A 13378-nucleotide genomic window follows, 5' to 3' on the forward strand; every position below is an offset into this window, starting at 1 on the left:
GAGCGGCCGCGCGACAGCAAGAATAGCAGTTTATCGACGGGCGCGGCCGCACTATCGTCGGCTATCTGCCGCTCGCGGGCCCCAGCCGGGCCGCGATCGTGCGGCATGCCGCCAGCAGCGGCTCGATGTAAGTGGCTTGCACATCGTCGCGACGGCGGAAGGTCGGCATGCTGATGCTCACGCAGCCGGCCGCACGGCCGTCCGGGCCGCGAATCGCGGCGCCGTAGCAGCAGATCGATACTTCGTTCTCCTCGCGATCTTCCGCGTAGCCGCGTTGCGCGGTCGCATCGATCTCGCGGCGCACGGCGTCGAGCTCGGTCAGCGTGTGCTCGGTGAAGCGTTCGAGTGGCGCGTGCTTCAGCAGCGCTTCGCGCTCGGCCACGGTCAGTGTCGCCAGATACGCCTTACCGACCGAGCTCGACGTCAGCGACACCCGCGTGCCGATGCGCGAGGCCATGCGCACCGCGTGCGGGCTTTCGAGCTTTTCGATGTAGACCATCTCGCCCTGGCTCGGCACCGCCAGGTGGATCGTCTCCGATGTGATATCGCGCAAGCTCATCAATGCATCGACGGCAGCGAGCCGCAGGTCCGAGCGCTCCCAGCTATGGCTCGCGAGATTGATCAGGCGCGGTCCGAGGCCAAAGGTGGTGCCGCTGCCGCTCGCGATGATCAGCCCTTCCGCCTGTAACGCGGCGACGATGCGATGCACGGTCGGGCGCGGATAGCCGCTCGCCGCGCTCAGTTTGGCGACGTTGGGCGGCGTTTGCGCATCGGCGATCAGTTGCAGCACCGCGATGAACTTCGAGAACGCGGCGGCACCGGCGACGGCCTTGGCGTCGGCTTTGCTTTCGGCGCGGCCGGCGGCGGCGGGGCCGGCGGTGCGAACGCGAGAAGAGGGTTTGGAAGCGGAACTCGACATCACATGGAGGCAGGGCAGAGGTACGCAATTATGCCTATATCGATGGCGTCAAACGAGCGCGATGCGCTTCACGCAACGACTCGATCACGCGACGAGATACCCGCCGTCGACCGGCACGATCGCGCCCGTCATGAACGACGCGGCCGGCGTGCACAGAAACACCGCGACCTGCGCGACTTCTTCCGGCGTGCCCCACCGGCGCAGCGGGGTACGTTCGAGGATCGCCTGCGAGCGGCCGTCGTCGTCCTGCAACGCCTGCGTGAGCGGCGTCGCGATCCAGCCCGGCGCGATCGCATTGACGCGAACGCCGTCGGCCGCATAGGCGATCGCGAGCGACTTCGTGAGCTGCGCAACCGCGCCCTTGCTTGCGCTATACGCGGGCACCAGGCCGCCGCCGAAAAAACTCAGCATCGACGCCGTATTCACGATGCAGCCCGCCGACGCCTTCAACAATTCACGCGCGGCCGCGCACACGCGCATCGTGCCGTTCAGATTGATATCCATCACGCGTTCGAACACGTCGAGCCGATGTTCTTCGACGCGGCTGATCACGCCCGCGCAGTTGACCACGATGTCGAGACGCTCGAACGCGTTCACCGCGTCGGTTACCGCGTCGCCGGAGCGCACATCGAGCGTGACGCGCGGGATCTCGCGATTGAGCATGTCGGGCGCGCCGTCGGGCAGCGGCAAACCGGCCGCCACCGTATGCGCCCCCAGTTGCGCGAGCGCGTTGGCGATCGCCGCGCCGATGCCGGACAAGCCGCCGGTCACGAGCGCGGTCTTGCCTTCGAGTAGCTGGTTCTGGAATGTCATGTGAGAAGCCGCGTCAGGTGGGTTGGGTCTCGATCGAACTCGGGAGCGGTGCGGGCGCCACTTCCTTGACGACGAACAGATACACGAGCGCCGCCGCGAACGCGACCGCTGCGCTGATCAGCAGCGCGTTGACGAACGAATGCGTCTGATCGACGACGATGCCGGTGATCACCGGCGCGAACGAGCCGCCCAGATAGCCGCCGAAGTTCTGCATGCTGCCGAGCGAGGCCACCAGATGGCGGGGCGCGGCGACGCTGACGAGCGCCCAGGCGCTGCCGCTGGAGAGGTTCACGAACAGCATCGCGAGCGATACGTAGACGACCGCCATCGTCGTACTCGGCGTGTACGCGGCCGGCACCGTGAATGCGGCCGCACCGACGAGACCGACGCACAGCGGCCACTTGCGGCTGCGGATCGGCGCCATGCCGCGCTTCAACAGATAGTCGGCGATCACGCCGCTGCTCGCCATGCCGATCGTGCCGAACACATACGGAATCGCGACGACCCAGCCGGTGTGCGCGATGTTCAGATGGCGCTCGCGCTCCAGATAGCCGGGCAGCCAGGTCAGATAGAGCCACACCATGTAAATCACGCCCATGAAGCCGAAGATCATGCCCCACGTGTTACGCAGCTTGAAGAGCGCGCCCCATTCGGACCAGCTCAATCCCTGCGGGCTCTCCTGAGTGGTCGTGCCTTCGTTCAGATGCGCAGTTTCTGCTTCGGTCAGCGCGATTTCGCTGCGATTGCGATAGACGACGTACCACCCGAGCGCGACGAGGATGCCGACGACGCCCATGATCACGAACATCGTTCGCCATCCGAAGGAAAGCATCAGCACCGTGAGCAGCGGCGGTGCGATCATCGGCGCGATGGTGGATGACGAGATGAAAGTGCCGATCGGCGTGCCGCGCTCGCGAACTGCGAACCATTCGCTGACGACTTTTGCGCCGGCCGGAAACAGCGGCGCCTCGGCGATGCCGAGCACGACGCGCGCGGTCAGAAAGTGATTGAGCGTCTGGATGAAGCCGCCTGCGACCTGAGCGATCGACCACACGAGCATGCCGAGCCCGAGCATCACGCGCGAACCGAAACGGTCGAGCAGCGCGCCGACCGGCAACTGCGCGAACGCGTACGACAACGAGAACGCGGACAGCAGCAGCCCCATCTGCGAAGCGGACAGATGCAATTCGTCACTGACCAGGTGATTCGCGATCGACAACGTGCTGCGGTCGAGATAATTGACGATGCCCGCCACCGTCAGGAAGGTGACGGCGACCACCTGGATACGTTTCAGACGCTGCGACTTCTGAAGCATGTTTGTCTCCTGCGCAATGTGTCCTGCTGTGTGGGAATGGTGGTGCTGTGCCTTTCGGTATTGCGGTCTCGTAGCTTTTGGTGCTGTTTGGGGCTTGCGCGGCTTTTTAGCGGATGAACTGGTCGACGTAGTCTTCACCGAGGCCGACCGCCGCGTAGTGCTTGCGGCACATGTTGATCTTCGTGAACACGTCTTCGTAGCCGGTGTAGTTGCCGTAAGGATCGCAATAGAACATCACGCCGTTGACCTGGAAGTACGTGATCATTTCCTCGACGTCCTCGGGCACGTACAGCGTATGCGTTTCACCCGGCGGCTCGTACACGTAGCTGCCTTCGGTCGCGACCCAGTCATGCTCCAGATATCGCCAGTGGCCCTTGAGCACCATGCCGTGCACGCCCTGCGGATGACGATGCCGGCTCAACACGCCGGAGCGGCGCACGCGCAGCAGATTCATCCAGTAGCCCTGCGACGCATTCAGGCAAAGCGGACGGAACGACACGTTTTCGGCCTGCGGAACCCACACGCGTTCGTCGGTCGGAATCGCGAAGGGCACGACGATTTCCTTTTGCGCTTCCTTCGGGAACGGTAGCTGGTACGGCGTCAGGTCGGATTGAGTGGCCTCTGGCATGGGAAATTCCTCGCGAAGTGTGCTGGACGAAACAATGTCCACATTGTGGATATGAAGTCCACGATATGGCTATTATCGGAACCGGTTTCGGCGGGGTCAATCCTGGGGAAATTACTGGTCGGGCACCATCAAGCGACGTCGCCACTCATTCTCACATCGCGCGAAAGATGCACGTGCCGCTATCTCATAAAAAGCGCGTGACATGCAAAAAGCCCCTAAAACAGGGCTTGCGCGCGCATTTTGATCGAACACCATCTTTAAGCCTGCTTTAAGTGGAGGCCACTACATTACGCATCCACCACGTAACCCTCCGCAACATTCCCTGACTATGACCACCAAAAACTATTGGCGCGGTAGCGCTGCGATCTGCGTTGTCCTCGCAATCGGCGGCGCGTATGCGCTCAGCCATCGCAATGCCGACGCGTCGGTGCACGACGCGCAGGGCTCGGCGTCGTCGTTGCACACAGCGGCGGATATCGTCGGCTCGCGCTCGTCGGCACCGGACTTCTCCGGCATCGTGTCGCGCTATGGCGCGGCGGTCGTGCATATCGGCGTGAAAGAAGCCGCGTCGGTCGACGAAAACGGTCAACGCAAGAGCGGCGGCGAAGCGCTCGGTTCGGGCTTCATCATCAGCCAGGACGGGTACATCCTGACCAACAATCACGTCGTCGACGGCGCGACCAGCGTGAGCGTGAAGCTCACCGACGGCCGCGAATTCCATGCCCGCGTGGTCGGCAAGGACAAGGCTACCGACGTCGCCGTCGTCAAGATCGACGCGACCAATCTGCCGACCGTGAAGATCGGCAACCCGGACAGCAGCAAAGTCGGCGAATGGGTCGTTGCGATCGGCTCGCCGTACGGCTTCGACAGCACGGTGACCTCGGGCATCATCAGCGCGAAATCGCGTTCCATGTCCGACGATAGCCCGATCCCGTTCATCCAGACCGACGTCCCGGTCAATCCGGGCAACTCGGGCGGTCCGCTGTTCAACCTGAACGGCGAAGTGATCGGCATCAACTCGATGATCTACTCGCGTACCGGCGGCTTCCAGGGCCTGTCGTTCGCGATTCCGATCGACGCGGCCATGCACGTCAAAGACCAGCTCGTGAGCACCGGTCACGTTACCCGCGGCCGCATCGGCGTGGGCGTACAGCCGCTCAGCGCCGACAAGGCGAAGGCGCTCGGCCTCGACTCGACAGGCGGCGCACTGGTCGGCTCGGTCGACCCGAATGGCCCCGCACACGCAGCAGGTCTGAAACAGGGCGACGTGATCGTCGGCGTGAACGGCAAGCATATCGGCAACGCCACCGAATTGGTCGGTCAGGTCGCGCAACTGTCGCCGGGCAGCGAAGCGACGATCAGCGTGTGGCGCAACGGCGGCGAACGCAAGCTGTCGGTGACGGTGGGCGCGCAGCAAGCGTCGGACGTGGCGTCGGCCGCGCCGCGTGAAGAGCAGCAGGAACAGCCGCAGCAGCAATACCGTCCGCGTCTCGGCGTCGCCGTGCGTCCGCTGAGCCAGGACGAGCAGCAGCAAGCGCAACTGCCGGGCGGCGTGGTGGTGCAGCAGGCCACCGGTCCGGCCGCAGAAGCCGGCATTCAGGCTGGCGACATCATCGTTGCCGTCGATGGCAAGGTGATTCACGGCGTCGAGCAACTGCGCCGCATGATCGCTCAGGCGGACGACAGCGTGTCGGTCACCGTAGTGCGCGACGGCGCAGAAGCGTCGGTCGAAGTAACGCTTGGCTGATGAGCTGAGTTGAACCCGCCGGTGCAATGCCGGCGGCTGGCACGGCGCTGATGCAGCGCTCGTGCCTCAGTTGGACGGTTGGGCCCCTTCCGCGTGAGACGTGCTTTGCGATTCGTTCTGTGGCTCGTCGGGTCCGCCGCCCAGCGCGACGTAAAGCGATACCCCATTCTGCAGTGCCGTCGCCCGAAGCTGAATCAGCTGCTGCTCGGCGGCAAACTGATTGCGTCGCGCATCCACCACCTCGAGATAGATCGAGATCCCATTTTCGTAGCGCAGTTGCGCCGTTTCGGCGAGTTGCCGCTGCGCCTGCACCGCCTGTTCCTGCGCCGCGATCTGCTCCTTGTAGCGTTGCCGTGCGACCAGCGCGTCGGACACTTCACGAAACGCGTTCTGCACCGTGCGCTGATAATCGGCGACCAGTTCGTCGCGCCGCGCACGCGCCTGCGCTAGTTGAGCCTGGCGCTGGCCCGCATCGAAGATCGGCATGCCGACCAGCGCGCCGAACGACCACGCCTGCTTGGCCGGCACGAACAGATCACCGAGTTCCGGCGACACATAACCGAAGCTGCCGGTCAGCGCGATGCGCGGAAAAAAGTCCGCGCGCGCCGCGCCGATGTCGGCATTGGCCGCGCGAAGCTGCTGCTCGGCCTGCTGGATGTCCGGCCGGTCGATCAGCAACGCGGAGGGCAAGCCCGCATCGAGCTCGCCGAACTGCGCGGCGTCGGCGATCGGCGGCGCATGCGGTAACGACTCGCCGAGCGGCCCGCCGATCAGCACGTCGAGCAGATTGCGCTGCTGCGCGGTGGTCCGTTGCAGCTCCGCCAGTTGCGTCTGCGCCTGCGTGACGAGAATGGCAGCCTGGTCGTAATCGACCATCGACGTGACGCCCGCATCGAGTCGCATCTTCGCTACGTCGAGCGCGTAGCGGCGGCTGTCGAGCGTCCGTTGCGCAAGCTCGATGCCTTCCTCGCCGGAGCGGATCGCGTAGTAGTTCGACGCGACATTGCCGATCAGCGACAAACGGAACGCGTGCTGTGCGTCGACCGTGGCCAGATACCGGCGCCGCGCCGCTTCGCTGGTGTTGCGCACACGCCCCCAGAAATCGAGCTCGAACGACGTCACCGCGGCCTGCACGTTGTACTGGTTGAACTGGACCGAGATGTCGGTGTTGTCGAACTCGGGATCGAACGAACCGAGCGGCGCCTTGGTGCGGGTCGCGCTCCCGTTCGCATTGACCTGCGGCAGACGCGCGGCATTCTGGATGCGATAGAACGCGCGCGCCTGTTCGATGCGTGCGATCGACGCGGCGAGATCGCGGTTGTGCTCGAGCGCCGCCTCGATCAGCAGCTTCAGTTGCGGATCGGCGAAGAAGGTCTGCCAGTCGACTTCGCTTGCCACATGCGCGGTGGCCGGATTGGCGGACTCCGTCATGTCGAAGTGATCGGCGATCGGCAGTGAAGGCTGCTGATACTTCGGCGCAAAGTTGCAGGCCGCGAGCGAGCAGCAGAGAAGGGGCAGCAGCAGGCGCTTATGAAAGCTCTCATGCATCGCGCTGCCCTCCACCCAATTCGCGCGGCGCGGCCGTCGGCACATCGTCATCGTCGAGATCGATGTCGCGCTTCTTGCGGCTCAGCCAGCGACGCGCGGCGACATAAAACAGCGGCGTAAAGAAGATGCCGAACATCGTCGCGGTCAGCATGCTGCCCATCACGCCGGTGCCGACCGCACGCCGGCTCGCCGCGCCCGCGCCGGTCGCGAGCACGAGCGGCAGCATGCCCAGCACGAACGTGACGCTCGTCATCAGAATAGGGCGCAGGCGTTGCTGTGCGCCGTTTTTCGCGGCGGCCAGCGCGTCTTTTCCTTCGGATTCCTCCTTGATCGCGAACTCGACGATCAGAATCGCGTTCTTCGCGGCAAGGCCGATGATCGTGACGAGGCCGATGTTGAAGTACACGTCCGCGGACAGTCCACGCAGCATCGTCAGCAGCACCGCGCCGATCACGCCGAACGGGATGATCAGCAGCACCGCCACCGGAATCGCCCAACTCTCGTACAGCGCCGCGAGCAGCAGGAACACCACCACCAGCGACAAGCCGAGCAGCATGCCGATCTGGCCGCTCGCCTGCTTTTCCTCGAACGCGGTGCCGGTCCATTCGTAGGTCAGGTTGCCGGTCAACACGTGCGACGCGATGCGCTCCATCTCGGCGATCGCCGCGCCGCTCGAACGGCCGGGCGCGGCCTGACCCGACAGCGTCGCGGACGGAAAGCCGTTATAGCGTTCGAGTTGCTGCGGCCCGGAAATCCAGCGCACGTGCGAGAACGCCGAGAACGGCACCATCTCGCCGCGGTTGTTGCGCAAGCGCAGCGCGCTCACGTCCTCCGCGCGCATGCGTTGCTCGGCGTCCGCCTGCAACAGCACGCGCAGCACGTTGCCCTCGAACACGAAATCGTTCACGTAGTTCGAGCCGAACGTCAGCGCCAGCGCCTGGTTGACCTGGCCGATCTGCAGGCCGAGCGCGCGTGCTTTCACGCGGTCGATCTCGACATACAGTTGCGGCGCCTCCGGCATGCCCTCGGCGCGCACGCCCGCGAGAAGAGGGCTTTGCGCCGCCTCGATCATCATGCGCCGCGCGGCCTGTTGCAGCGCCTCGCCGCCGACGCCGCTGCGATCCTGAATCTTCATCGTGAAGCCGGTCGCGTTGCCGAGCGACGGAATCGGCGGCGGATCGAGCGCAAAAATGATCGCCTCGGGAATCTGCCGGAACGCGGCATTCGCGCGACGCACCAGCGCGCTCGCCGAATTGGCCTCGCCCGAGCGTTCGTCCCAAGGTTTCAGATCGACGAACGACAGTGCCGCCGATTGCCCCTGGCCGAAGAAGCTGAAGCCCGTCACCGACGCGACGTTGCGCACCTGCGGCTGTGTTCGCAAAAACGCCTCGACCTGGTCGATTGCGCGCTGCGTGCGCTGTTCGGTCGAACCCGGCGCCCCGGTGTAGGTGATGAAGATGTGCCCCTGGTCTTCAGTCGGCAGAAAGCCGGTCGGCAGTCGCGTGAAGAAAAACGCGGTGATCGCGCAGGCCGCGACGAACATCAGCAGCCAGCGCAACGGCGAGCGCAACATCGCATCGACGCCGCCGATATAGCGCGTGGTGCCCGAGTCGAGCCCGCGATTGAAGCCGTCGAACACGCGCTGCAGCATGCGTGAGGCCGGGTTCTTCGGCCGCTCGCTGGCGGCCTTCTCGCTACGCAACAGCGCCGAGCACAACGCCGCGCCGAGTGTCAGCGCCAGCAGCGTCGACAGCAGGATCGACACCGCGAGCGTGACTGAGAACTGCCGGTAGATGCCGCCCGTCGAGCCCGGAAAAAACGCCATCGGAATGAACACCGCGACGAGCACCAGCGTACTCGCGATCGCCGCGCCCGAAATCTGGCCGATCGCTTTCACCGTTGCGCGCGGCGCGCCGAGCCCTTCCTCGCGCATGATGCGCGCGACGTTTTCGACGACGACGATCGCGTCGTCGTTGAGGATACCGATCGCGACCACCATGCCGAACAGGGACAGAATGTTGATCGACAGCCCGAACAGATAGAGCCCCGCGCAGGTGCCGATCAGCGCGATCGGCACGACGATCGTCGGAATCACGGTTGCGCGCCAGTCCTGCAGGAACAGGAACACCACGACGGTCACGAGCAGCAGCGCCTCGATCATCGTGCGGATCACGCCATGCACCGAGGTCGTGATGAACGGCGTGGTGTCGAACGGCACGGTCCACGTGACGCCGCGCGGGAAGATCGGTTGCAATTCGGTCATGCGCTGGCGCACCGCGTTGGCGACCGCGAGCGCGTTCGCGCCGCTCGCGAGCTGGATCGCGATACCGGCCGACGCCTTGCCGTTGACGCTCAGGCGGTTGCCATAGCTGTCGTTGCCGAGTTCGACGCGCGCGACGTCGCCCACGCGCACGGTCGAGCCATCCGGATTCGCGCGCACGATGATTTCGCGGAACTGCTCGGGCGTCGTGAAGCGGCTTTGCGTGACGATCTGCGCGGTGAATTCGGAGCCCGGGGCGATCGGCTGATCGCCGAGGCCGCCGCCCGCGGTCTGGCTGTTCTGCTCCTGGATCGCCTGCAGCACCTCGCTCGCCGACAGCCCGAAGCCCACGAGCTTGCGCGGATCGAGCCAGATCCGCATCGCGTACGACGAGCCGAACAGTTGTACGTCGCCGACGCCGTCGATCCGGCGCAGCTCGTTGACGATGTTGTTCGACGCGAAGTTGCCCATCGCGACGGCGCTGGTGGTGCCGTCGGTCGCCTGCAGCGCAAGCAGCATCAGAAAGCCCGACGACGCCTTCGTGACGCGCACGCCGACCTGCCGGACTTCGAGCGGCAGGCGCGGCTCGACGCGGCTCAGACGGTCCTGCACCTGGGTGCGCGCGATGTCGAGATTGGTGCCGGGCTTCAGCACCACGGTGATCTGCATCGTGCCGTTCGAGCGGCTCACCGACGACATGTACAGGAAATTCTCGATGCCGTTCATCTCGTCTTCGACGATCGACGTGACGGTACGCTCGAGCGTGCTCGCGTCTGCGCCGCTAAAGGCGGCGGTGATGCTGAGCGACGGCGGGGCGACGTCGGGGTACTGCTCGACCGGCAACAGCGCGAGCGCGATCGCGCCGAACAGCACGATGAAAAGGGCGATGACCCACGCGAAAACCGGCCGGGCGACGAAGAATCGATTCATCGGCGAGCCCGTCAGTGCGCGGACGAAGCGGGAGCGGGGGACGCGGCCGACTGCGCGGTTGGCGACGCATCCGGCGCGGGCCGCGCGTCGACACGCTGACCCGGCTGCACTTTCTGCCAGCCATCGACGATCAGGCGCTCGCCCGGCTTCAGGCCGTCGCGCACGGTCCAGCGTCCTTCGCCCTGTTCGCCGAGATCGATGTTGCGGCGGATCACGGTGCCGTCGTCGGCGACCAGCGCGACGCTCGCGATGCCGTTATCGAGCTGCACCGCGCGCTCGGGAATCCGGATCCCTTGCAGATTGCCGGCCGCCATGATGCGCCCCCGTACGAACTGTCCCGGCAATAGCGTGCGGTCCGGATTCGCGAACTGCGCGCGCACCGTCTGCGTGCCGGTGGACGGATCGACGACGAGATCGGCGAAGTCCAGAAAGCCGCGCTCGTTGTAAACCTGGCCGTTCGAGAGGATCAGCTGCACCTCGACGTGCTTCATGCTGGTCGGCTTGCGCGCGCCCGACTGGATTTGCTGCTCGACGTCGAGCATCGCGGTATTCGACTGCGTGAACACCGCGTTGATCGGCGTCAGCTGATTGACCTGCGTGAGCAGCGTGGCCGCGCCCGCGCTGACGAGCGCGCCTTCGGTGACGAGCGCGCGGCCCGCGCGCCCGGCGATCGGCGTGCGCACGATGCAGCGATCGAGCCGCAGTTGCGCAAGCGAAACCGCAGCTTGCGCATCGGAGACATTGGCCTGCGCCTGCTGCATCGTCGCGAGCGCGGCGTCGTATTCCTGCGCGCTGACCGCATGACGGCCGACGAGCGGCTTGAACCGGTCCACCACCGACGCCGCGTTGTCGCGCACGGCGCTCGCGCGCGTGAGCGCGGCGTGCGCCTGCTGCAACTGCGCGCGATAGTCGCTCGCGTCGATCTGAAAGAGCGGGGCGTTGGCCGGCAGGTCCGTGCCTTCCTGATAGAGCGTGCGCTCGACGATGCCATCGACGCGCGCGCGAATCTCGGCGGTGCGCACGGCCTCGATGCGGCCCGGCAACTCGACGATATCGGCGACAGCGGTGGTGGAAACCGTTTCGACGAGCACGGGAACCGGCGGCATCGACGCGGCGGTGGGAGTTTGCTGCCGGTCGTTGCAGGCGGCAAGCAGGATCGGCAAACCGATGATCAGAAGCGATACGGCACGACTACGCAGGCGGAATGCGGAGCAAAGCAAGAGAAACTCCTTTGATCAAGGCAGTCTTTTTTGCGCGTGAGATCGGTGACGGTTTTAACGGTTTGCGGTCGAATTAACTATTCAGAACGTGTGCGGGGCGCGTTAATGCGCGGAAAAGATTTCCGTTGATCCTACCGGGTCTGGGTGACTTGTCAATTTATTCTTGGTTGTCGCGAGTGGAATGGACTCGCAATGAGCCACGAATCTGCCGGCAGAAGCCGCACCCTGTCAGGTCGAAGACAGGGAACGATGGAGGTTCTATTTATATTTCAATAGAAATGCGCTTCTGCTCGTGTGCATTTCTCGACATCGATTCATTCTGTTCGAGTTCACAATTATTTGTGAAAGACGCACACGAGGAACATAAAAAGAGCCCCGGATTTTGCCAGCACAGTGCCACGATCAATTCAGCGGGCATCAAAGGGCAATGAACGACACCCCAGCGCTCACTCCCGCGAACTCATCGCCGCGATCGACGCCGCCACATTTTCCGCGACATCGGCTGAACCGGCGCTGCCGCGCTTCGCCGCGCTGCGTGCCTGAGCCCGCCGCTGACGCCGCAACACCCAGCGCTTCAGATAAAGCAGCACCGCGCTGACGACGCCATACATCATCGTCACGATAAACGCCGCCTGCAGCAACGACTGCGGCGCATAGCTCGACACGTCCTGCGAGCGATGCAGCAACTCGTCATACGGAATCACATAGCCGAGCGACGTGTCCTGCACGATCGCAAGCAACGAACTGATCAGCGCCGGCAACATGCTGCGCAGAGCCTGCGGAAGCACCACATGCAGCATCGCCTGCGCAGGCCGCATGCCGAGCGCGAGCGCCGCCTCGCGCTGGCCACGCGGCAACGACAGGATGCCCGCGCGCACCACCTCGGCCGTCAGCGCGGAGTGATGCAGCGCCATCGCGAACACGAGGAAGCCGAGCGCCGGCCAGTCGAAACCGAGCGCAGGCAGCTCGATCACCATGAACAGGATCAGCAGCAGTAGTGGAATCGCGCGGAAAAACTCGATGTACGCACCCGCGAGCCGGGCGATCCATGGACGCTTCGACAGCCGCCCCAGCGCGAGCGGCAGCGCCAGCGCGAACGCGGCGAGCGCCGAGCAGGCGGCCGCCATGATCGTCGATACGAGCCCGTCGAACAGAAACTTCGCGGTGCCCCAATGCAGGAAGATCGCCCACTTGTCGGCGTCGAACTGCCCGCTCGTTTGCAGGCGCATGCCGATCGCGACCAGCAGGCCGAACACCGCCAGCGCGCTCAGCAGCGCAAAGATCCGTTGCCGCTTGCGGCCAAGGGGTCCCGCCGGTTCGTAAAGCATAGGCGTCCGATTCATCGCGCCACCGCCAGTTTCCGTTCGAGCCGGCGCATCATCAGACCCAGAGGAATCGTCAGCGCCATGTACGCGACCATCGCGGCCGCGAAAGTCGGCACCGCCTGCGCGGTTTCGAAGTTGATGCGCTGCGCTGTATACGTGATGTCGAACACCCCGATCGCCGCCGCGATCGACGACGCCTTGATCTGATTGACGAACAGATTGCCGAGCGGCGGAATCACGGTGCGCATCGCCTGCGGAATCACCACGTTCCCGAGCACCTGGCCGAAACGCATGCCGATGCTGCGCGCTGCCTCGACCTGACCGGCCGGTACCGCATTGACCCCGGCCCTCAACACCTCGGCGACCCACGCCGCGGTGTAGAAGCCCAGCACGAGCACCGACGACGTGGTCAGCGAATACATGAAGCCGAGCTTCGGCAAGCCGAACACGAACAGCAGAAGCAGCGCGAGCAGCGGCGTCATGCGCATGATTTCGACGTACGTCGCGGCGAACCAGCGTAGCGGCGTGAGCGGGCACACGGCCATCACGGTCAACGCGATACCGAGCACGAACGCCATCGCGAACGACAGCGCGGTCAGCTCGATCGTGACGCCCATCGCCTCGATGAAGCGCCACGTGAACGGCAGCAGGGGAAGCAGAAAGTCCATGCGGG

Annotated in this window: 10 protein-coding genes; 1 reads left to right on the plus strand and 9 read right to left on the minus strand. The window is 64.9% G+C overall.

Annotation, left to right across the window (positions count from 1 at the left end; translation table 11 throughout):
• Window positions 1–61: 61 nt before the first annotated feature.
• The 4 genes from L0U84_RS27755 to L0U84_RS27770 form a co-directional block, all read right to left on the minus strand.
• Window positions 62–919: an IclR family transcriptional regulator gene (locus L0U84_RS27755; RefSeq protein WP_233854748.1), complete on the minus strand. Its 858-nt coding sequence runs from the start codon at window positions 917–919 to the stop codon at window positions 62–64.
• Window positions 920–1003: 84 nt separating this feature from the next.
• The gene (locus tag L0U84_RS27760; protein WP_233854750.1) at window positions 1004–1732 is read right to left on the minus strand and encodes an SDR family NAD(P)-dependent oxidoreductase; all 729 of its coding nucleotides are present in this window, start codon (window positions 1730–1732) and stop codon (window positions 1004–1006) included.
• Window positions 1733–1745: 13 nt separating this feature from the next.
• Window positions 1746–3047, minus strand: coding sequence for an MFS transporter (locus L0U84_RS27765; RefSeq protein ID WP_233854752.1), 1302 nt, complete (start codon window positions 3045–3047; stop codon window positions 1746–1748).
• 106 nt (window positions 3048–3153) lie between these two features.
• Entirely contained in the window at window positions 3154–3675 is a 522-nt protein-coding gene (locus tag L0U84_RS27770) for a 2,4'-dihydroxyacetophenone dioxygenase family protein (protein WP_233854754.1), read from the minus strand.
• 328 nt (window positions 3676–4003) lie between these two features.
• Here L0U84_RS27770 and L0U84_RS27775 point away from each other — a divergent pair, with 328 nt between their 5' ends.
• A complete protein-coding gene (locus L0U84_RS27775; protein WP_233854756.1) occupies window positions 4004–5422 on the plus strand; it encodes a trypsin-like peptidase domain-containing protein in 1419 nt (472 codons plus the stop codon).
• A 66-nt stretch (window positions 5423–5488) separates the two neighbouring features.
• Here the strand turns inward: L0U84_RS27775 and L0U84_RS27780 are convergent, their stop codons facing one another.
• The 5 genes from L0U84_RS27780 to L0U84_RS27800 all read right to left on the minus strand — a co-directional run bounded on the left by L0U84_RS27780 (window position 5489) and on the right by L0U84_RS27800 (window position 13373).
• Window positions 5489–6970 carry an efflux transporter outer membrane subunit gene (locus L0U84_RS27780; protein ID WP_233854758.1) on the minus strand — a complete coding sequence of 494 codons (1482 nt, stop codon included), beginning with the start codon at window positions 6968–6970 and terminating at the stop codon, window positions 5489–5491.
• Window positions 6963–10160, minus strand: a complete 3198-nt coding sequence (locus tag L0U84_RS27785) for a multidrug efflux RND transporter permease subunit (RefSeq protein WP_233854760.1) — start codon at window positions 10158–10160, stop codon at window positions 6963–6965. The genes L0U84_RS27780 and L0U84_RS27785 overlap by 8 nt, the downstream gene beginning before the upstream one ends.
• A gap of 11 nt (window positions 10161–10171) precedes the next feature.
• Entirely contained in the window at window positions 10172–11380 is a 1209-nt protein-coding gene (locus L0U84_RS27790; protein ID WP_233854762.1) for an efflux RND transporter periplasmic adaptor subunit, read from the minus strand.
• A 446-nt stretch (window positions 11381–11826) separates the two neighbouring features.
• Window positions 11827–12723, minus strand: a complete 897-nt coding sequence (locus L0U84_RS27795; RefSeq protein ID WP_233854764.1) for an amino acid ABC transporter permease — start codon at window positions 12721–12723, stop codon at window positions 11827–11829.
• Window positions 12720–13373, minus strand: coding sequence for an amino acid ABC transporter permease (locus L0U84_RS27800; RefSeq protein WP_233854766.1), 654 nt, complete (start codon window positions 13371–13373; stop codon window positions 12720–12722). Before L0U84_RS27800 ends, L0U84_RS27795 begins: the two co-directional genes overlap by 4 nt.
• Window positions 13374–13378: the final 5 nt, after the last annotated feature.

It is taken from the genome of Paraburkholderia sp. HD33-4 (assembly GCF_021390635.1).
Classification (GTDB): domain Bacteria; phylum Pseudomonadota; class Gammaproteobacteria; order Burkholderiales; family Burkholderiaceae; genus Paraburkholderia.

What these genes read in the sequence shown, in the direction of transcription:
- L0U84_RS27755 (WP_233854748.1), bottom strand. Translation starts at nt 919, where the DNA reads ATGTCGAGTTCCGCTTCCAAACCCTCTTCTCGCGTTCGCACCGCCGGC.
- L0U84_RS27760 (WP_233854750.1), bottom strand. Translation starts at nt 1,732, where the DNA reads ATGACATTCCAGAACCAGCTACTCGAAGGCAAGACCGCGCTCGTGACC.
- L0U84_RS27765 (WP_233854752.1), bottom strand. Translation starts at nt 3,047, where the DNA reads ATGCTTCAGAAGTCGCAGCGTCTGAAACGTATCCAGGTGGTCGCCGTC.
- L0U84_RS27770 (WP_233854754.1), bottom strand. Translation starts at nt 3,675, where the DNA reads ATGCCAGAGGCCACTCAATCCGACCTGACGCCGTACCAGCTACCGTTC.
- L0U84_RS27775 (WP_233854756.1), top strand. Translation starts at nt 4,004, where the DNA reads ATGACCACCAAAAACTATTGGCGCGGTAGCGCTGCGATCTGCGTTGTC.
- L0U84_RS27780 (WP_233854758.1), bottom strand. Translation starts at nt 6,970, where the DNA reads ATGCATGAGAGCTTTCATAAGCGCCTGCTGCTGCCCCTTCTCTGCTGC.
- L0U84_RS27785 (WP_233854760.1), bottom strand. Translation starts at nt 10,160, where the DNA reads ATGAATCGATTCTTCGTCGCCCGGCCGGTTTTCGCGTGGGTCATCGCC.
- L0U84_RS27795 (WP_233854764.1), bottom strand. Translation starts at nt 12,723, where the DNA reads ATGAATCGGACGCCTATGCTTTACGAACCGGCGGGACCCCTTGGCCGC.
- L0U84_RS27800 (WP_233854766.1), bottom strand. Translation starts at nt 13,373, where the DNA reads ATGGACTTTCTGCTTCCCCTGCTGCCGTTCACGTGGCGCTTCATCGAG.